This is a genomic window from Nitrospirota bacterium, from assembly GCA_015233895.1.
Lineage (GTDB): Bacteria > Nitrospirota > Thermodesulfovibrionia > Thermodesulfovibrionales > Magnetobacteriaceae > Magnetomonas.
The window spans coordinates 25,430-44,390 of record JADFXG010000018.1 but is presented as its reverse complement, the minus strand read 5'-3'; the positions used below and the strand labels follow the sequence as shown (position 1 = coordinate 44,390).

Sequence of the window (18,961 nt, the reverse complement as noted above, 5' to 3'; positions counted from 1 at the left end):
CCTTTTAATTTATCTGTTTAACAGTACATTTTATTTTGGATTTCCCTGTAGTGTAGCATAGTTAAGCGGTTTTCTGCACACTTTAAAGTGGCAATCTCAGTCTTTCAGATTAACAGAAAACCCTCAAATGGACTTAACTTTACATGCGTAAAAAAATATATTTATTAATAAAAAATTTTGATTGACTTTTTGCTAAGTAATACTTCATAATAAATATGAAGTTTCAGAAGTATTAGTAAGTTGCACAAGGCCACAAAGACTTTAGCTTTTTGGCTTTTTTATCAAGTTGTTTTTTCTGATACTTTAGTTTATGAATAAGGAGGTTTGATGGAAATGGCTAAAGGTAAAGTCAAGTGGTTTAATGTATCCAAAGGTTTTGGATTTATCACCAACGAAGATGGTAAAGATGTATTTGTACACCACTCTTCTATTAAGGGTAATGGTTTTAAATCTCTTGCCGAAGGTGAAGCTGTTAGTTTTGACATCGAGAAAGACCCGAAGGGCCTTAGGGCAATTAACGTAGTTAAACTCTAATCGAACAAAGCAGTAAATCGCAAAGACACTCTTGTAATACAAGGGTGTCTTTGTTTTATTTGTTATGTTTCTTACAACCACTGGCAGGTTTTATTGTATTTATAGAAGGAACATTGATTAAAAAACAATGCCAAAACACTACGGAAATGAGTCAGTATTATATTATAAGCAAAGTCAACACAATGAGCTAGTAGTAACTGTTGATGACGGTAAGTTAACCCTGTGGTCGCCGGAAAGAGTACGACAGAGTGTCTTTGATTTAAAAAATCCTGCCGTCCCAGGTCTTGAGTACGCTAAGTATATGCTCCTTGCACTTATCTTTATCCCAACACCTGCATCAGTTGTTTCAATAGGGCTTGGGGGAGGAACGATTCCAACAGCGTTATCAAAACTTGCTCTTCAGTGTCTCATACATGTGGTGGAAATAGACATGGACATTGTGTTTATTGCTAAAAATTATTTTGGTTTTAAAGAAACGCCGCTTATGAAACTCTCTGTTGATGACGGGTACTCTTTTATTGAATCCTGTTGTGATTCATTTGATATAGCCATGCTGGATGCGTATAAGGGGAGTTCACAACCAAAGAGTCTCTCTTCAAAGACGTTCTTTAAAAATCTTGCTAAAACTCTGAAACCTGAGGGCGTTTGTGTGGTTAATCTTATAACTACAGATACGGAAAATCTCAATAACGCCGTAAACAATATGAAAGCAGTGTTTAGAAACACATGGTATGTAGAGTGTAAAACATCAAGAAATGTGGTTTACTTTGCATCAAACCATAGTTATGACGAGTTCATATTAGCTGCTAATATAAAAAAGATAAAGGAGCTGATTCCTTCAGGAAACCCTGATTTGTTAATAAACGCTAAAAAACTGCACACCAGCGATGGACTAAGCATTGTAAAAAAGTTATATCAATTCGCTTTTAAAAAGGGAAATTAGCACAACCGGACTGCTGTTATGATAGTGTATTTAAATGGTGAGTTTTTGCCGATTGAGGAGGCTAAAATATCAGTCCTTGATCATGGCTTTCTCTATGGGGATGGATTTTTTGAGACCCTTCGCACATATGACGGCGTGATTTTTAAGGCTGAGGAGCATTTAAAGAGGTTTAGCCGGGCAGTTAACCTGTTGGGTATTAATTTAAGTATAACTACGGATGAGTTAAAATCTTTAATTTATAAAACAATAGAATTAAACGCCCTGTCTGATGCAACCGTGCGGGTGACAGTGTCAAGAGGAGCCGGACCCCTTGGGCTTGATCCGGGAATTTGTCCAAAACCAACTATCTTTATATACGCAAACACTTTTAAACCGTATCCACAGTCCTGCTACCAGCAAGGTATCAGGGTACTGACGGCTTCAGTGAGGAGAAGCCCTCTTGATTGCCCGCACTGGGGATGCCGGACGCAGATTAAATCAATTAATTTTCTGCCTAACATTCTTGCAAGGATTGAATCCGGACAAAGCGGCTCAGGGGAGGTTCTTTTGCTTGATGTATCAGGATACATGACCGAGTGCAGTGTGTCAAATATTTTTTTTGTAAACGCTGAAAAACTATATACTCCGTCACTTGAGTGCGGAATTCTTGATGGCATTACGCGCAAGGTTGTCATAGACATTGCAAAGGAACAGGGTATAACTGTGTATGAGGGAAAATACTTTCTAAACACCCTGTATCGTGCCGATGAGGTTTTCTTAACAAACACTATAATGGAGATAATGCCGGTGAGGGAGACTGATGGCAGAGTTTTTAACCATAAACGAAAAGTGACTGAGTTGTTAAGTTTGCTGTATAAAAAAACAACCAACTTAAATCACCATTTAACCGGGGAGAAAATAAAAGAGAGTTAGAGAAAAAGTTAAATATAAAGCAGCCTATATATCCGCATATCTTTTAGAATTGAATAATAGTTTTCCTCCCTTGAATCTCCTTGATTGACTGTATCAGTGATTTATTTTAAGCATGTTGGGTTTAGAGTTTAACTGGCAGACATCCCTCCATAGGCGTCTCTCCCATAAGACAGCGCAAAACGGCCATTTCCGCTTTTTCAGAGGTATCGTAAGCAGCAATGAGTACATCAGCCTCTTCAAAATGTTTCAGCACGTAGGGATTACCGAAAGATATTACAGTTGAGTGTCCGGCACGTTTTATTATGCGTTTTAGTGATCTGATTTCCATATCAGAGACACAGAAATTTTTACTGAAGGCTGAAACAGATGTGTATATGGCTGCAACAACCCGTTTGCCATCAATAAAGGGTTTATCCATGATATTATTTCCCCCAAACAGGGTGTACAAAAGTATCCTGGAAGAGAAGCCGCCTAAATAAATAAACTTAACATCACAGGTTTTTTCCATAAAAGAAGACGACAGGTCTCCTTTAACCAAAGTTATTGATTTTTCAAATAATCTGTGGGATAAATCATCATGGCTTTTATAATCAACAAAGGCTGTGCCAGCTGTTTTCAGCTTTTTTCTTAAATTAAGAACCCTCTTAAAGGATTCATACACACGTTCCACTTTAAGGGTACCTGTCTCTATGGAATCATTAAGTTCCGACACGGCGCGCACAACGCTGACAGGGTGAAGCAGAATATCAGCCCCTGCATTTATACATTTTGTGTGAACAGATTCGATTCCTTTAAGTGCATCCATATTAAGAGCATCAGTTAAAATCAGGCCGTCAAACGACAGGGTATTACGAAGCAGATTAGTTACGATTTCCTCTGATACTGTGGCAGGGAGCGAATCTATCAAAGGGAGGCTCAGGTGGCCAACCATAATGGAGTCAACTCCGGCATCTATGGCATCTTTAAAAGGAATCAGCTCAACCTCGTTAAGCTCATCAAGGGTTTTGTTAATCACAGGCAGTGTGAGGTGTGAATCACTTTGAGTTGAGCCGTGGCCTGGAAAATGTTTAGCAGAGGAGATAAGTCCGGTCTCTTTTATTGCCTCGATATACAGACGGCTGTACCATGCAGTTTTTTCCGGGTCATCTGAGAAAGCCCTGTTACATATTATTGGGTTTAGGGGGTTAGTGTTAACATCTACAACAGGAATAAGCGGCATGTTAATACCCACATCGGCAGCCTCAGAGCAAATAGACTTTAGAAGCAGCCTGATATCACGCGCATCATTGCTGTCTCTTTTGCAAAACGCCGCAGAAACAGCCATCTGACATGGAAAAACAGTCGTGCCCTGCACTTGCTGTCCGGTTCCCTTTTCTACGTCAGATGCAATCAGGAGCGGATAACAGGCATGGCTTTGAACTTCAGCAATGAAATCCTTTATATCTTTGCGCTTACCGCCAAAAAGCAAAAAACCGGCTATCCCTCTTTTAGTAAGGTCAATGTATTCCTGTCTCTTTTTAGCGGAGTTAAGAAACGTACCGTCAAGGCGGCATATTATCAGCCCATACAGTGCCCTTGTCAGTGAATCATCTGCAACCAAACTTTCGTTCATTAAAGAGAGTGTATCAAAAAAGACCTTCACGTTACAACATTTTTTCCCGGTCTGCGGGAAAATTTTTCCTTCAAACTGATGGTATTAATTGTGCATCAAAAGATAACAGTTGCTATAGCATTGAAAACAGATGGTTTTATATCTTTGGCATAGCTTTTGCATAACATAATACAGTTAAAAGATAAACAGTTTTGGCTTAATAGAAAACAGATTGCGATTTGCAGAAGAAAGATTTTTTACAAAGGAGGTACACAATGAATGCAAAAGAAACAGTAGTAGTAAAGGGCTCGGTTCCATTTGATATGCTTGATGAGGACGAACAGATCATGTCAGTGATAATGGCTCTGAGGCAGCACGGAAAGATTGATTTACCTATGAACGATAATTTTGAAAAGGCCGTCAGACAGGTAAGAGAAGAGGTAGCTACTGTCACAATGCCTTACTACACGAAATAAGACGTTGCTCTAAATACACATCCTCCTCCAACCCCCGGATGACTGCCAAAAAGTTACTAAACTTTTTGGCAGTCCCCCACCCTTCTATAGCAAATTGTGGGCACTAATACTGAGTTGCAATCTAAATTATAATATAAAGAGGAGATTACGACGTCGCTACGCTCCTCGTAATGACGGATAAGTAAATGCCGTTTTGGTACGCTGTGCGTAACGTCTACGCACAGACACATGCCGTCATTGCGAACCCCCACAGGGGGTGTAGCAATCTCCTCTTTTGAGCGCAAATTGGTATAAGTTTTGTGTTGCACTTTAAAAGCCCCTTAGTTTATAATAGTGGCGGAACTTGCGGGAGAATATTTTTTATGAAAACAGGCTTTATAGGCGGCGGTAATATGGCTGAGGCTCTGATTAAAGGGCTTACTGCAAACGGTTTTACCAATATTTTAGTCTCCGAGCCGGTTGAGATAAGATGTAACTTCCTTGAAGAACACTACCATGTAACTGCCATGTATGACAACTTAGCCGTACTAAAGTCCTCAGATACGGTTATTATAGCGATTAAACCTCAGAATATGCCGGCACTTAAAGAACAAGTGCAGGGACTGGATTTCGCCGGTAAAACAATCATATCAATAGTAGCCGGGATAAAACTTGCAGCACTTAAGTCCATGTTTCCGGAGGCCTACATTGTGCGGGTGATGCCCAACACACCGGCTTTGATGCTTGAGGCGATGTCTGTGCTTACAAGTGATACATCAGTGCCAAAGGAGATTCTGGCAAAGGCGGAGAACATTTTTTCTGCAATAGGTCAGGTTGTTGTTTTACCTGAAAGTATGATGGATGCTGTTACGGCAGTGTCAGGAAGCGGTCCGGCTTTTTTTGCCCTCTTTACAAAATGCGTTATTGAGGCTGGTGCTGCTCTTGGGCTGCCTGAAGATATTTCAAGCACGCTGGCTATACAGACTATGAAAGGCACTGCGAAACTTCTGAGTTCCGCGCAGAAACCTTCTGAATTAATAAAAATGGTGGCATCCCCGGGTGGAACAACTGAGGCCGGACTAAAAGTGTTTGAAGCGCTTGGACTTAAAAAAACAGTTTCAGAGGCGTTGCAAAGTGCCGCACTCAGAAGCGCCGAGCTGGGTAAGTAACAGAGATGTGTTTTATAGACGTACATCATAGAAAGCTGGAGGCTTAAGATATGTTTGTAGCCGGACATTTTTTTATATCTATCGCAACAGTAGCGGATATAGTGCTGAGCGCTTATACGTGGATTTTAATCATATCGGCCTTGATAAGTTGGGTAAATCCAGATCCTCATAACCCTGTGGTGAAGTTTTTGTATCTTGCCACAGAACCGGTTTTAAGACCTATACGACGGAGAATTGGCACCTTGGGCGGCATTGACATCTCACCAGTCATTGTTATTTTACTTATACGATTCGTACAGTCCTTTGTTATAGCCTCACTGAAGCAATTCGGCAGCAGGTTGCTGTACTAAATATCAGCCGGAACTTTTCGTTCCAGTCCTATGCTGTTGCAGCATTTGGGATATGGCGTCAATTTTGCTTTTTATTTCAGCATACCGCACCGGGTTTTCCTCTTCAACCAGAAAACTCAGGGCGCCTTCATAGGCTTGTTGAGCTTTGAGCAGATTCTCCTCCTTGTTGTCTATAAAAGAAAGATTAAAACACATATTCCCAAGGTTAAAAAGCATAGAAGCATATTTAACCGGATATTTTTCCACAAGAGGCATATTTAAAGCTCTCTCATAGCTGCGAATTGCCTTCATAATGTTTTGTTCTTTGTCCGTAAGTTCAGAAAGACCGCTATAAGCGTTTCCTAAAGCCAACTGCGTCTTAAAATACTCATCCGGTGTTTTCTCTGGGATGTAAACTTTTAAGGCTTCTTTGAAGGCAAAAATAGCAAGTTTGAGATTTATTTCTTTTTCTGTGCTGTCAGCATATAAAAAATAGGCATTTGCCACATTTATCTGAGCCATAGCATAGTCCATGGGAGATTTTTCAAAGGTATAAACCCTCAGGGTTTCCTTAAATGCAAGAATCGCCTTTTGTAAATTGCCGGTTTTGTCCTGAAGCTCTGCCAGGGCGCCGTAAGCGCTGCCTAAGTTATTTTGAAGCATACCGTATTCAGCTGGGAAATCGACGTATGTCCTCACCCTTATAGCCTCTTCATAAGCATTTATCGTTTTATTAAGAAATCCTGCCCTGTTACTAACCTCTGAAAGATCACAGTAAACGTTACCCAGATTAGCTTGAGTTTCAGCATAATCCTCCGGCTCAGTTACAAATGTGCGGACTTTTAACGCCTCTTCAAAACACTCCGCCGCTTTGCTTAAGTTTTCCTGTCTGTCTCTGTACCGCGACAGTTCCCACAAGGTGTGGCCAAGGCTGTTATGGGTTATTCCATACTCACGCGGGTGTTCGTGGCCAGTTCTGCCCTTAAGCGCCTCGGTAAAAGCGTTGACAGAGCGGCTTAAGTTTTCATCCCTGTCCTTAAACTCACTAAGCGCATGGTAGGCAAGAGCAAGGCTGTTTTGGATGCTGCCGTATTTTAATGCGTCATCGTTTAGATTGTACGCCGTTACTGCTGCTTCAAATGCAGATATAGCATCAAGTAAATCATTCTCAGACCCGGTCAGCTCAAAAAGCGCCCAACACGTGTTTCCAAGATTCATGTTCACCATGCCAAAGTCATAGGGCTTATCTCTGAACTGAAACACCGTAAGAGCATCGTTGTAGGAGGATTTTGCTTTTTTTAAATATTTTTCTTTTTCCTCGCCAAGAGCTAACTTGCGGTAACATATCCCTATGTTGTTTTTTATGTGGCCATAGACTGCCGGAGTTTCCTTTGGAGAGACATTCACCACTATGTCAACGTAGGCATTTAAGGCGCTCTCAACGCCTCCATCCTCAAGCAGTGTATCCGCAGCGGTTACTTTGGAGGTATATGCTGAAACTGTCCTCTTTTTTTTTAATGTCCTGAGCATGATTAAGACAAGGATAACAACTAACAACGCCCCGCCTATTATGCTTGCTCTAACAGGATCAAATAACATAATCCACTTCGGCATCTCTGCTTTCCAACAAAAAAATGTCCTCCTGACCTTTATTGTAATGTTGGATTAATTATACTATGAATGGTAAAAAAAATACCTGCTAACTACGGTTTTTTTCTTCAATGATACTCTCAATTGCCTCCGCAGCCGCCTCTCTGACATCCTGTTCACTATCATTGGCAAGTTTCCTCAGATGCTCTATATGGGCAGCTCCGCCTATAATTCCAAGACAATATGCAACGTCCCCCCTGACAAAGTAATTTTCGTCCTCTAAGAGCGGAAGCAGCATATCTGCCATCTTCTCTAACCCAGGCAGCTTTGCCTCACTAAGCTCCTCAATAAGTGCTATCGCCCCGATACGCACGCGAATTCTTTCGTCTTTGAGAAGCTTTACGATAAGACTGTGCGTACCACTGTCAGCCTTAAACATTGACACGATATTGTCCAGAAAACCCTTTTCCATATAGTCTGACACCATATCCTCAAAGGGTTGTTTATCATCAGTGTTGCCGTTCATAATTATCCTATGTGAGTTACAGTATTAAAGAGGAGATTACCACGTCGCTGACGCTCCTCGTAATGACGGAGGAGGGAATGCCATATCGGCACGTTATCAGGTACAACATGAACAGACCCCTGAATCATTGACAACCCACACAGCCTCTCGCCGTCATGAGCAACAACTACTAGCCCCCAGCCGTCATGAGCAACAACTACTAGCCCCCAGCCGTCATTGCGAGCGCAGCGTCGCAATCTCATCCTTTTATTGTGTCCTGGATTCGTTGGATGCTATCTTTTCTTTTAGCGTTTTAACAAGCCCCTCGTATGATCCGGAGCCCAGTATTCTTGTAAACTGAGTTCTATAGTTATTTACAAGGCTTATACCCTCAATAACAACATCATAGACTTTCCATTCGTTGTTTATCTTCATAAGCTTATAGTCCATAGGGATTTTTTGTGCTTTTCTCATTATAACGGTTTTTACCGTTGAGTAATCGCCGTCGATGCTCTGTTCAACAAACAGCACCTCCTCTCCGCTATAGGATTCTATCTTTGTGATATAAACGTTTTCAAGGAGGTTTTCAAAAAGAGAGGTAAATTCCTTTTTCTCAGCATCCGTCCGCTTCTGCCAGTAAACGGCAAGCGAACGTTTTGACATCTCTTCAAAATCAAAACGGCTCTCTATAATGCTGCGGATGTGTTTACGCCTCTCCTGCGTTTTTTCCGTACTTTTTAAGGCTTTGTCCTTTAAAACCGTATAAATTTTGTCTATAACGACTTTTAACAATTCATCAGGGCTCTCGGCAACAGCCGCAGATTCCAAAAGAAAAACAACCACTATCAGTGCAAAAACAACTTTTATATATTTCACGTTCTAAGTACCTCGTATTAAATTTTTACTTAACATCGCCAAAGGCGTATTTTGAAATTAATTCCTCAATGTCAACAGCCGATTCTGTTTCACGTATTTTACCGCCATCTGCCAGTATTGTTTTAGCGCCGCCAGGAGATATCTGGATGTATTTTTCGCCAAGCAGGCCTTTTGTCTTTACAGAAGCGATAGAGTCCTCTGAAATCTTAACTGTTTTGTGGATAACCATCACAACCTTTGCCTGATAGGTTTTATCATCGAGGGTTATATCACTTACTTTTCCAACTTCAACTCCGGCTATTTCCACACTTGTTCCCTTCTTAAGTCCTCCGGTTTTGGCAAAAGACGCTGTGACAACGTAGCCCTTTTCTGCTAAAAAATGAACGTCCCCTAACTTTATGGATAGATACGCCATAGATAGAATCCCTAAAAACAGAAACAACCCAACTGCAGCCTCAATATCAAATCTCTTCACTGTTAACCCTCCTTATCCAATTCTCTCTTTACGCCGCCTTCTGCACCCACTCTGCCGTTCCATGGCGTATCCCAACTGTATTTCCCACAATCACGGATATGTACAAAACTTTTCACCTCAGGAATTTGGCTTCTTACGATTTCATCCGGTGTGCCGCAAAAAATAATTTTCCCGTCGCAGAGCATTGCCACTCTGTCAGCAACATCGAATATATCCGGAATCTCATGGCTTATAATAAGTCCTGTAAAACCATGCCTCTGATGATTTTCAATTATGAGTTCATGGATAGATTGCTTAAGCACCGGATCCAGTCCGGTGGTCGGTTCATCGAAAAAAATTATATCAGGGTTTGATATTATTGCCCGGGCTAAAGCCACACGCTTTTTCATCCCTCCGCTTAACTCTGCCGGATATTTTTCCTCAACGTCCTTTAAATGTACGTCGCTTAACGCTTTCGTAACACGCTTTGCAATCTCAGTGTCTTTGAGGCGGGTTTTTTCTTTAAGCGGGAAGGCTACGTTATGATAGACATTCAGAGAGTCAAAGAGAGCGCCGCTTTGAAACAGCACCCCAAAACCAGAGCGTACCTTGTTAAGCTCTCTCATGCCCATGCCGGTAATATCCCTGCCCCCTATGAAAACAGCGCCGGAATCCGGTTGAAACAGTCCGGTTATGCACTTAAGCGAAACACTCTTCCCGGCCCCCGATGCGCCTATGACTGCCATTATCTCGCCCTTATGGATGGCTAAATCAATACCTCTTAGAATCTCAACACCGTCAAGGGTTTTTCTTAACCGGCTTATTTTTATAAAAGGTTTTTTTTCCATTAAATGAAATAAGACCCAAGAACGTAATCCCAAATAAGAACAACCACCGATGACATTACAACAGCGTCTGTTGTTGCCTTACTAACGGCACGCGCCCCAAAACCAGATGAACCTTTACCAAGAAAAAAACCCTTATAACAGCATACCCACGAAATTATCAGGGCAAAACTCAACGATTTATAAAGTCCAATTAGTAAATCAGCCCTTTCCACAAAACCCTTCATCTCCTCAAAGTAAACCCCGCTGCTTAAACCCAGCAGCTTTACCCCGACCAGATACCCTCCGTAAATGCCTGTAACATCAAATATCGCAGTCAAAAGGGGAAAACATATCAGGGCTGCTATAAAATTGGGTGTTATTATATACTTATACGGGTTTAACGCCATGATGTAGAGGGAGTCAATTTGCTCGGAGATTTTCATAATTCCAATTTCTGCAGTAAGCGCTGAGCCGCCGCGGCCGGTTACCATTAGGGCGGTAAAGACAGGCCCCAGCTCTCTTACCAGACTGAGGGCAACACCCGGGCCAAGTAAAGACTCAGCTCCAAACTTTCTTAACACATAAAACAACTGAATTGCCAGCACCATGCCTGTAAAAGCACCTGTCATAAGAATGACGCCAAGTGACATATATCCGATAAACCATATCTGGCGAATAATCAGTTTCCACTTATATGGGGGTGTGAAAGAGTAGTAAAGAGAGTTAAGCAGAAAAACCCCGGAGCCTCCCAGATCTCTCAAATACCTTAAGAACCACCCTCCTACGGGTTTAAAAATAATCTGGCCAAGCATAATTTACTTATCAGCCCATACCTCAATGGTTAGCTCCGGACAGATTTGAGCACAAAGCGCACACCCTGTACACCTCTCCATATCCGTTACACAAATTGTATAGTAACCTGAGGTGTTTAACTCATCACAAAGCTTTAGTATTTTTTTTGGACAGACAGTTATACAAAGTTCGCACCCCTTACAGAGTTCGGAGTTTATTTCAATTTTACCTTTCATGTCGCAGTTTGTCTCAGAGAATTCAACGGCTGGAGGTTTTTAGCAAGCAGCTCTCTTGCGTGTTCGAGGGAAATATCCGTAATAGCGCCGCTTAGCATCCTTGCCAGTTCGTTGACACGAGCCTCCCCGGTAAGCTGTTGCACCTCTATGTTTACGGCTGTGCCGGCATCGTCTTTAATGATTTTAGCGTGGTTGTCTGCCTTTGAGGCTATCTGAGGAAGGTGGGTTATGCAGAAAACCTGATGTTTAGCTGACAGTTTCTTGAGTTTTTCACCAACCGCATCAGCCGTCTCACCGCCAATTCCTGCATCCACCTCGTCAAACACCAACACTCCTATATCGTCACAGTCGGAGGCAGCGCTCTTTAGCGCAAGCATCAACCTTGAGAGCTCACCGCCTGAGGCCACCTTCTGAATAGGTTTAAGCGGCTCGCCTGGGTTTGCGCTAAACAGAAACTCTATCGTGTCTGCTCCGTCGTTAAGAAACTTAAGCGTATCATTATCTGCTGTGCCGCTGTCAACTTTAATTTCAAACTTTGGGTTTTTAAAAGCAAGCTCCCGCAAGGATATGTTCACATCTTCGGTAAGGGCAGAAGCGGCGGTTTTTCTCTTTTCTGAAACGCTGTAAGCCGCATTTGTAAGGGCTACACGTGTTGAGTCAATCTCGGCCTCTACGCTTTCAAGCCGCTCCTCTGCGTTTAACAAAGAGTCCAGCTCACACTGCGCTTCATCTCTGAATTTGTAAATCTCCACTGCGCCGTCGCCATATTTTTTTTCGATTTTTTTTATAAGTTCAAGCCGGGTCTCTACCTCATCAAGTTTCCCACCGGTCAAATCCACGTTTTCCTTATAACCCCTCAGCACTATGCAAAGCTCGTTGATGTATGACAGCGCCTCCTTAGCCATGTTGTAGAGCTCCGCTCCGTGCTCATCCAGAGATTGAAGACGCATCAGGTTTTCTGATACTAAAGAAAGCCTGTCGTTTACCGAAAAATCCCCGGAATTTAGAATTTCATAGGAGCTTTCACTGAGCTCTTTAATGGCTGTAAGGTTTGAAAGCATTGTAAGCTCTTTTGTCAGAGATTCCTTTTCGCCATTTTTTATGGCAGCGGCTTCTATCTCCTCTATCTGATACCGCAGCACGTCTATGCGCTGATTCCGCTGTCTGAGATTTTCTGAAAGTATATCCCTCTCTTGTGCTAAAGAGCGGTAAACAGAGAGCTGCTCCTTGTATTTGCGCACATCCTCCTCAATTTTACCAAAGGAATCCACAAGACGCATTTGCCTTGCTCTGGACATAAGGCTCTGGTGTTCGTGCTGACCGTGAATGTCAAGCAGCGACTCCCCGATTTCCTGCAGATTTTGCAGATTAACCATACTGCCATTTATATAAACACGATTTTTACCGCCAGAAGAGATGACCCTTCTTATGATAAGCCCATCGCTGAGATCAATACCGAACCGGGTTGCCGCTTCATTTTCGTTAACATCAAAAAAGGCCTCAACCGCAGCCTCATTTGCCCCTGTCTTTATCAATGCCGCTGCCGCCTTTCCTCCTAAAATAATCCCTAACGCATCCACAATTATGGACTTACCGGCCCCTGTCTCACCGGTCAACACATTAACTCCCCCTGTGAACTCAAGCCTTATATTGTCCACTATGGCAAAATTTCTGATGATTAACTCTTTTAGCACTGCTGTCTTTTAAATATCCGCAAGCCAAATATAGAATCACAGTATAGCATATTGGCTGTTAAAAAATACAAATATCTCTAAAGCTTAATTTTATTTTTAAACGCAACTGAAAGTATCGGAGGAATACATAATAAAAAAACCTTGCTTTTTATGAAAATATAGTGTATAATAGTATAACGTGTCAGTTGGGCAGCCAGAAATGGTCTTTGACAGACAGCTACTCATTGCTTAAAGAGTAAAGAGAATACAGTTATATTCGATGGAAAATGAAATGTAGTGCAAAGGCTCATGAGATAAATTGAGTATTTGTGTGAAAGAAATACCTTATATGCGAAAGATATGCCTAATAAATGTGTCGCTTAGGCACATAGTGTTGTAAAAAAACAACAGAAGGAGAGTAATAATATAGTAGAAAGTGTTGTTTTTAGTGGTTGGCACAGGAATTGCAAACAATTTAGTTGGAGATATGAATTGAAACGTAATATAATTGCGATGAAATATAGGGGTTATGCAGAAAAGGCCGGAGAGCCAATGAGAGAGAATGTGTAGATGGAGACTAAACGTATTATAAAAGGAGGTGATAGTTGGAGACTAAGGGAAATGGCGGTAATGGCGCCAAAGGAGACATCGGAAACGGATAAAAACGAATGTAAAAATATTAATTTCAAGATTACGTTCTGCCATAGGCAGAAAAAGACTCAAGTTTGATACGGAGGGTAACACATTGAAGAAATTCTTAATAATGGCAATGATTGCAATCCTTACGTTAGGATTCAGCGTCACCGTGTTCGCAGCAGATGACGAAGCTAAATCCGATACGGCAACGGTTGCAAAGGGTGACACCAAGATAACTATTGGTGGAGAGATAAGGTTCAGAGGAGTTTACTCATCAAATACTTCTGATGCTATAGAAGACGGGACATACAGGTCAACCTATTTATCTTTCTCTAATGTTCCTACTGGTGCACACTATACTGTTAATGGTAAGGGTAATTACACCAACGGTACATACAACGTGGCAAATACTCAGGTGTCAAACGGTGATGATCATCAGGCATATTATGACACAAGGGTGAGACTAAGTTTGGATGCTAAGGTATCCGACACAGTAGAAGGGTTTGTAGAGCTTGAAACAGGTTCAAACACCACAGATACAGTTGTGTGGGGCGCAAATGGAACAGGCGCCACTGGTACTTACGCGGCGGGTAACGCAAAAGCAGGCAGTCTCTACCTTCGTCAGGCCTGGATTCAGTATGCTAAGAGCGGCTTTGGCGTGAAAGTTGGACATCAGCCTCTTATTCTTGGTACAGGTTTGTTTTTTGACCATACCAAATATGGTGATGATGCTATAGTTGCCTTTGCGCAGCCTGTCAAAAACCTGACAATAGCAGCTTTAACAGCAAAGTTTACCGAAGGCACTGCTAATCTGGCTGATGATGCTGATGCTTATGTATTATTAGCATCGTACAAAAGCCCTACTTTTAATATAAGCGGCGATGTGACTTATGTTGATGATAAGGCAATGAATGTTCCTTATGTTACATCAACAACAACGATCAACACTACTACTGGCTGGCCTACCACCACTTACTCTTCTACATATGGAACTACAGTTGCTGGCTATGCCAACGCAATAAAGGCTCATCTGTTGAATTTTGGTCTGCGCGCTGATGGTTTAATCGGACCGGTAACACTTAGAGGCGATGTCGAGTTACAGGCTGGTAATATTGATTATGTAATTCCAAACATGAACAGCTCTAAATTTCAGGGTTGGGCAATGTTAGCAGGTATTGACTACAAGGTAATTAATCCTGTTAAATTAACTCTTGAATTTGCTTATGGCAGTGGTGATAAATCCAACACAAACGATATTAACAGGTTCATTACCTCACAGGGTAAAGACCAGCATTACACTTTTATATATGATTATTTGTCACCAAGTGCTTGCTCACAAGTCACCGGCTCCGACAGTACAACCTCCCCTTATCGAAACAATGGCGGTCTGTGTAACACCATGTATTTAAAGGGTGGAATAGCAGCAGACATGACGAAAGCACTCTATGGCGAGTTAAATTTATACTGGCTTAAAGCAGCTCAGGATGTTGCAATAATGGATCCTTACAGCGATGGCGCAGCTCCCTCCACCGATATCGGTTGGGAACTTGATGCTAAGGTTGAATACAAGATCTCAAAGAACCTCAAGTATTGGGTAGAGGGTGGTTATCTCTGGACAGGAACAGCCTACAACAGAGTAACAAACCAAACGTACGGTATTAATGCCAGTACCTTCACAGCAGCAAATGGCTATCCTTATACTGCCAGCTATGATTACACAAGAGACAATATATACGCAATCAGGCATGGCATACAGTTGAACTTCTAACAACTCTCACTTGTAAGAGTGTAGATGATAAAAAAGGGCTGTCTTTTGGCAGCCCTTTTTTTTTTGTTGGGTGTTACTTCATAGAGGTATTAAAAGACATGGATTCCTGCCTTCGCAGGAATGACAGAAAAAGAACAGGAATGACAGAAGCCCCACCTTTGTCATCCCGCACCACCTCTCTGTCATCCCGCACCACCTCTCTGTCATCCCGCACTTGTTGCGGGATCCAGTCCTTTTTCCCTTTGTCATTCCTTTTTCCCTTTGTCATTTTTTTCCCTTTGTCATTCCTGCGTAGGCAGGAATCCAGAAATATCTTTCCAGTCAGGATTGTTCTCTGCAATAAGATTTATTTTCCACAGACGCTTCCACCTCTTAATTTGCTTTTCTCTTTCTATTGCAACTGTAATATCATTCATTGTCTCGTAATAGACAAGAGTATGGACTTTATATTTTTTAGTAAAACCATCAACAATATCACTCTTATGTTCGTAAACCCGCTTTAGCAAGTCAGAGGTTACCCCTGTATATAATGTCCCATTTTTATGACTTGCCATTATATATACGTAATATTGCTTCATATTTTCCTCATTAAAGACATGGATTCCTGCCTGCGCAGGAATGACAAAAAAAACAGAATGACAGGAAAAAACAGAATGACAGCCCCCCATCCGTATTTAACTCAATAAGTATATTTATTAATATACTTGCAAAGACTCTCACCTGTGTGTGAACCTTTAAAGCCAATAAGTTCCTCAGGTGTTCCCTCAAACACAATATTACCGCCATCATAGCCGCCCTCTGGGCCCAGATCTATCACCCAATCCGAGCCCTGCACAACATCCATATTGTGCTCTATCACCACTACCGTGTTATTAGCGCTTACTAAGCGGTTAAGGAAAGACATGAGCGCTGTGACATCGTGCATATGAAGCCCAATTGTGGGCTCATCCAACACATATAATATCCCATCAGGCCCGGGAGTACCCAGCTCGGCACATATTTTCAGCCTCTGAGCCTCCCCCCCAGAGAGCGTTGTTGCTGCCTGTCCTATCTGAAGATAACCTAAACCTATGTCTTTAAGCAGTTGAAGTTTTCTTACTACAGCTGCATCATCATTGAACACGCCCAAAGCCTCATCCACAGTAAGTCCCAGCACCTCGTTAATGTTTAACCCGCGGTATTTTATGCGCAGTGCCTCCTCTGAGTACCGCATCCCCTTACATTGTGGGCATTTCACGTATAAATCCTCAAAAAAATACATCTCCAGTTTTTCAAATCCCTCTCCCTTACAGTGTTCACATCTGCCGCCTTTTACGTTAAAAGAGAAAAATCCGGGTGTATATCCATAAATCTTTGCCTCTGGCTGCTCAGAAAATATTTTTCGGATATTGTCAAAAAACTTCATGTACGTAGCGGGATTTGAGCGCGGTGTTCTCCCTATCGGTGATTGATCGACAAGACAAACGCCATGTAGTTTGTCAACTCCCAAAATGCTGTCAAATGGAAGGGGTTTTTCTTCATTAGCAGTGTTTTTTAACTGTTTTGCCGCAGCTCTGTACAGAGTTTCCACAATCAGTGAGCTTTTACCGGAGCCCGATACGCCTGTCGCTACTGTCAGCGTATTGACGGGAATTGTCAAATTTACAGAGTTAAGGTTATGGCCTTTTGCTCCTGTTATTTCTATAAAACCTGAAGGTTGTCTTTTTAATCTTTTACGCATCTGAGCTTTTCCTGAAAGATACTTTGCCGTTATGGTATCTGAGTTTTTAAAATCACCGATTGTGCCGGAAAACACGATCTCACCACCATTTTTACCGCCCCCAGGTCCAAGCTCTATAACCCAGTCGGAGGCAGCTATGATTTCAGGGTCATGCTCGACCACAATCACCGTGTTACCCAGTGCTGAAAGTTCCTTGATGATTTCCATGATGCGGCCGTTGTCTCTGCTATGAAGTCCCACCGTTGGCTCATCAAGCACATAAAGAGTGCCGGCCAGCCGGCAGGAAAGCTGATTAGCAAGATTGACCCGTTGATACTCTCCGCCAGAGAGAGTCATCGTTTGGCGCTCAAGGGTCAGGTAACCAAGCCTCATATTAACCATAACACTGAGTTTAGCCAAAATGTGTCTGTGAGCCTCATGTATGACAGCTCGTTCGTGTTCGGTCAGGGTGGGAGTTTTAAAAAACTCGTGTAACTCATTAACAGTCATAGCGTTCATATCGGCAAGACTCTTGCCGCCGACTTTATAAGCCAGCACCTCTTCTTTCAGCCGAGTTCCCCTGCACTTTGGACACACCTCTGCCACACGGTATTTACTTAAGAACACCCTCACATGGAGTTTGTACCGTTTTTCCGAAAGAGCCTCAAAAAAATCATTGATTCCATAAAAACCACTGCTGCCTTTAAAAATAATTTCCCTCTCCTCAGTGCTAAATTCCTGAAGTGGTTTTCTCACATCAATTCCATTTTTAGCTGCATTTTTCAGGAGTTGGTTTTTCCACCACTGAAACGCTGGTTTTTCAAACGGCTCGATTGCGCCCTCAGAAAGACTTAATGACATATCGGGGATTATCAGCGATGGATCATTTATGAGTACATTGCCAAACCCCTTACACTCAGGGCACGCCCCCACCGGGTGATTAAACGAAAACAGGATTGGCATTGGCTCAGGTAGCACTCTGCCGCAACTGTCACAGGAGTGTTTGTCTGAGTAAGTAAATGTATCTCCGCCTGGAGACATAATTTTTATCCTGCCGTCACCCTCTTTCCATGCTAACTCAAGAGACTCAAAGAGGCGCGGATCATCAGCAATGATAAGCCTGTCCAGGACAACCTCATGTCTTTCGGCATCCTCAGTGATTTCAAATATGTCCAGTGTTTCGCCATCTTTATAGATTCTGTAAAAGCCGCGCTCTTTAAGACTTGCCAGAGTTTCGCCGGTTTCAAACATTATCATGGCTCGTTTGTCTTTGTGGTTAGTTATCAGCTCTTCATACACTTTTTCCACATCCCATCTGACAATGTTACTACCACAGGTTGGACAAACCGGAGAGGCAATTTTGGCAAACACGACTCTCAAAAGATCATAAACCTCGGTGACTGTGCCCACAGTTGAACGGGAACCTTTAACCGGATTTCTCTGGCTTAATGCAATGGCAGGGCGTATGTTTTCAGCCTCATCAATATCGGGTCTGTCAAGTTTATCTAAAAACAGCTTAGCATACGTTGACAGGGATTCAATAAACCGCCACTGCCCTTCGGCAAAAATGGTATCAAACGCAAGCGAGGACTTTCCGGAGCCTGAAAGCCCCGTGATCGCAATTACACAATCATGCGGGATTTTAATGTCAAAGTTTTTAAGGTTATTCTGTCTTATCCCTTTTATTTCAAGCCAACTGCCGTGCATCGTTATATTTTAACATAATATCAAAAATATGCCGCAGAGAGTATTACCAAATCTGTCAAACCTCTTTGGAATTATACATAAAGTGACGCGCTGGTATAGTACCGAGTAGCATTCAGAAGCATAACGAGGCGGCGAGGAGCAAGCAACGAAGGCGTACTTTTTCGTACGTTGAGGAGCTTGCGACAAAGCCAACAAAGTTAGGCAAATGAAGGCTACTTGGTACAGCTATTGATTTAAAAAAGCAAAAGCACATAAAATAACTCTA

At 42.2% G+C, this 18,961-nt stretch carries 19 protein-coding genes; 7 read left to right on the top strand and 12 right to left on the bottom strand.

The genetic code is table 11. The features are described 5' to 3' along the window. Positions 1 to 333: 333 nt before the first annotated feature. From HQK88_11840 to HQK88_11830, 3 genes are all read left to right on the top strand, one after another. The gene (locus HQK88_11840) at positions 334 to 534 is read left to right on the top strand and encodes a cold shock domain-containing protein (protein ID MBF0617493.1); all 201 of its coding nucleotides are present in this window, start codon (positions 334 to 336) and stop codon (positions 532 to 534) included. A gap of 127 nt (positions 535 to 661) precedes the next feature. Continuing rightward, positions 662 to 1,477: a fused MFS/spermidine synthase gene (locus tag HQK88_11835; GenBank protein MBF0617492.1), complete on the top strand. Its 816-nt coding sequence runs from the start codon at positions 662 to 664 to the stop codon at positions 1,475 to 1,477. Between the two features lie 18 nt (positions 1,478 to 1,495). Continuing rightward, entirely contained in the window at positions 1,496 to 2,389 is an 894-nt protein-coding gene (locus HQK88_11830) for an aminotransferase class IV (GenBank protein MBF0617491.1), read from the top strand. Positions 2,390 to 2,510: 121 nt separating this feature from the next. Here HQK88_11830 and HQK88_11825 read toward each other — a convergent pair whose 3' ends face one another. Further along, positions 2,511 to 4,001, bottom strand: coding sequence for a hypothetical protein (locus HQK88_11825; protein ID MBF0617490.1), 1,491 nt, complete (start codon positions 3,999 to 4,001; stop codon positions 2,511 to 2,513). Between the two features lie 254 nt (positions 4,002 to 4,255). Between HQK88_11825 and HQK88_11820 the strand changes: the two genes are divergently transcribed. From HQK88_11820 to HQK88_11810, 3 genes are all read left to right on the top strand, one after another. Then, entirely contained in the window at positions 4,256 to 4,456 is a 201-nt protein-coding gene (locus HQK88_11820; GenBank protein ID MBF0617489.1) for a hypothetical protein, read from the top strand. A 362-nt stretch (positions 4,457 to 4,818) separates the two neighbouring features. Continuing rightward, complete coding sequence (proC, locus tag HQK88_11815) at positions 4,819 to 5,604, top strand: pyrroline-5-carboxylate reductase (protein MBF0617488.1); 786 nt, start codon at positions 4,819 to 4,821, stop codon at positions 5,602 to 5,604. A 50-nt stretch (positions 5,605 to 5,654) separates the two neighbouring features. After that, positions 5,655 to 5,954, top strand: a complete 300-nt coding sequence (locus HQK88_11810) for a YggT family protein (protein ID MBF0617487.1) — start codon at positions 5,655 to 5,657, stop codon at positions 5,952 to 5,954. A gap of 3 nt (positions 5,955 to 5,957) precedes the next feature. Here the strand turns inward: HQK88_11810 and HQK88_11805 are convergent, their stop codons facing one another. From HQK88_11805 to recN, 8 genes are all read right to left on the bottom strand, one after another. Next, positions 5,958 to 7,547: a tetratricopeptide repeat protein gene (locus HQK88_11805; GenBank protein ID MBF0617486.1), complete on the bottom strand. Its 1,590-nt coding sequence runs from the start codon at positions 7,545 to 7,547 to the stop codon at positions 5,958 to 5,960. Positions 7,548 to 7,632: 85 nt separating this feature from the next. Then, on the bottom strand, positions 7,633 to 8,049 hold the full coding sequence (locus HQK88_11800; GenBank protein MBF0617485.1) for a HEAT repeat domain-containing protein: 417 nt from the start codon (positions 8,047 to 8,049) through the stop codon (positions 7,633 to 7,635). A gap of 246 nt (positions 8,050 to 8,295) precedes the next feature. After that, complete coding sequence (locus HQK88_11795; protein MBF0617484.1) at positions 8,296 to 8,895, bottom strand: ABC transporter substrate-binding protein; 600 nt, start codon at positions 8,893 to 8,895, stop codon at positions 8,296 to 8,298. 34 nt (positions 8,896 to 8,929) lie between these two features. Then, entirely contained in the window at positions 8,930 to 9,379 is a 450-nt protein-coding gene (gene mlaD, locus HQK88_11790; GenBank protein MBF0617483.1) for an outer membrane lipid asymmetry maintenance protein MlaD, read from the bottom strand. Positions 9,380 to 9,381: 2 nt separating this feature from the next. Further along, positions 9,382 to 10,206, bottom strand: coding sequence for an ATP-binding cassette domain-containing protein (locus HQK88_11785; GenBank protein ID MBF0617482.1), 825 nt, complete (start codon positions 10,204 to 10,206; stop codon positions 9,382 to 9,384). Beyond that, entirely contained in the window at positions 10,206 to 10,997 is a 792-nt protein-coding gene (locus HQK88_11780) for an ABC transporter permease (protein MBF0617481.1), read from the bottom strand. Before HQK88_11780 ends, HQK88_11785 begins: the two co-directional genes overlap by 1 nt. 3 nt (positions 10,998 to 11,000) lie before the next feature. Further along, positions 11,001 to 11,213, bottom strand: coding sequence for a 4Fe-4S binding protein (locus HQK88_11775; protein ID MBF0617480.1), 213 nt, complete (start codon positions 11,211 to 11,213; stop codon positions 11,001 to 11,003). Continuing rightward, complete coding sequence (recN, locus tag HQK88_11770; GenBank protein ID MBF0617479.1) at positions 11,210 to 12,907, bottom strand: DNA repair protein RecN; 1,698 nt, start codon at positions 12,905 to 12,907, stop codon at positions 11,210 to 11,212. The genes HQK88_11775 and recN overlap by 4 nt, the downstream gene beginning before the upstream one ends. Before the next feature lie 724 nt (positions 12,908 to 13,631). Between recN and HQK88_11765 the strand changes: the two genes are divergently transcribed. Then, a complete protein-coding gene (locus HQK88_11765; protein MBF0617478.1) occupies positions 13,632 to 15,290 on the top strand; it encodes an alginate export family protein in 1,659 nt (552 codons plus the stop codon). Between the two features lie 73 nt (positions 15,291 to 15,363). On the opposite strand, the gene HQK88_11760 is transcribed toward HQK88_11765, so the two are convergent. The 3 genes from HQK88_11760 to uvrA all read right to left on the bottom strand — a co-directional run bounded on the left by HQK88_11760 (position 15,364) and on the right by uvrA (position 18,696). After that, positions 15,364 to 15,558, bottom strand: a complete 195-nt coding sequence (locus HQK88_11760; protein MBF0617477.1) for a hypothetical protein — start codon at positions 15,556 to 15,558, stop codon at positions 15,364 to 15,366. 13 nt (positions 15,559 to 15,571) lie between these two features. Beyond that, positions 15,572 to 15,868, bottom strand: coding sequence for a GIY-YIG nuclease family protein (locus HQK88_11755; protein ID MBF0617476.1), 297 nt, complete (start codon positions 15,866 to 15,868; stop codon positions 15,572 to 15,574). 101 nt (positions 15,869 to 15,969) lie between these two features. Beyond that, positions 15,970 to 18,696 carry an excinuclease ABC subunit UvrA gene (uvrA, locus tag HQK88_11750; GenBank protein MBF0617475.1) on the bottom strand — a complete coding sequence of 909 codons (2,727 nt, stop codon included), beginning with the start codon at positions 18,694 to 18,696 and terminating at the stop codon, positions 15,970 to 15,972. Positions 18,697 to 18,961 lie beyond the last annotated feature (265 nt).

Excerpts from the sequence above, each read along its gene's own strand:
- HQK88_11840 (MBF0617493.1), top strand. The coding sequence starts at position 334 with ATGGCTAAAGGTAAAGTCAAGTGGTTTAATGTATCCAAAGGTTTTGGA.
- HQK88_11835 (MBF0617492.1), top strand. The coding sequence starts at position 662 with ATGCCAAAACACTACGGAAATGAGTCAGTATTATATTATAAGCAAAGT.
- HQK88_11830 (MBF0617491.1), top strand. The coding sequence starts at position 1,496 with ATGATAGTGTATTTAAATGGTGAGTTTTTGCCGATTGAGGAGGCTAAA.
- HQK88_11825 (MBF0617490.1), bottom strand. The coding sequence starts at position 4,001 with ATGAACGAAAGTTTGGTTGCAGATGATTCACTGACAAGGGCACTGTAT.
- HQK88_11820 (MBF0617489.1), top strand. The coding sequence starts at position 4,256 with ATGAATGCAAAAGAAACAGTAGTAGTAAAGGGCTCGGTTCCATTTGAT.
- proC (MBF0617488.1), top strand. The coding sequence starts at position 4,819 with ATGAAAACAGGCTTTATAGGCGGCGGTAATATGGCTGAGGCTCTGATT.
- HQK88_11810 (MBF0617487.1), top strand. The coding sequence starts at position 5,655 with ATGTTTGTAGCCGGACATTTTTTTATATCTATCGCAACAGTAGCGGAT.
- HQK88_11805 (MBF0617486.1), bottom strand. The coding sequence starts at position 7,547 with ATGCCGAAGTGGATTATGTTATTTGATCCTGTTAGAGCAAGCATAATA.
- HQK88_11800 (MBF0617485.1), bottom strand. The coding sequence starts at position 8,049 with ATGAACGGCAACACTGATGATAAACAACCCTTTGAGGATATGGTGTCA.
- HQK88_11785 (MBF0617482.1), bottom strand. The coding sequence starts at position 10,206 with ATGGAAAAAAAACCTTTTATAAAAATAAGCCGGTTAAGAAAAACCCTT.
- HQK88_11780 (MBF0617481.1), bottom strand. The coding sequence starts at position 10,997 with ATGCTTGGCCAGATTATTTTTAAACCCGTAGGAGGGTGGTTCTTAAGG.
- HQK88_11775 (MBF0617480.1), bottom strand. The coding sequence starts at position 11,213 with ATGAAAGGTAAAATTGAAATAAACTCCGAACTCTGTAAGGGGTGCGAA.
- HQK88_11760 (MBF0617477.1), bottom strand. The coding sequence starts at position 15,558 with ATGACAAAGGGAAAAAGGAATGACAAAGGGAAAAAGGACTGGATCCCG.
- HQK88_11755 (MBF0617476.1), bottom strand. The coding sequence starts at position 15,868 with ATGAAGCAATATTACGTATATATAATGGCAAGTCATAAAAATGGGACA.
- uvrA (MBF0617475.1), bottom strand. The coding sequence starts at position 18,696 with ATGCACGGCAGTTGGCTTGAAATAAAAGGGATAAGACAGAATAACCTT.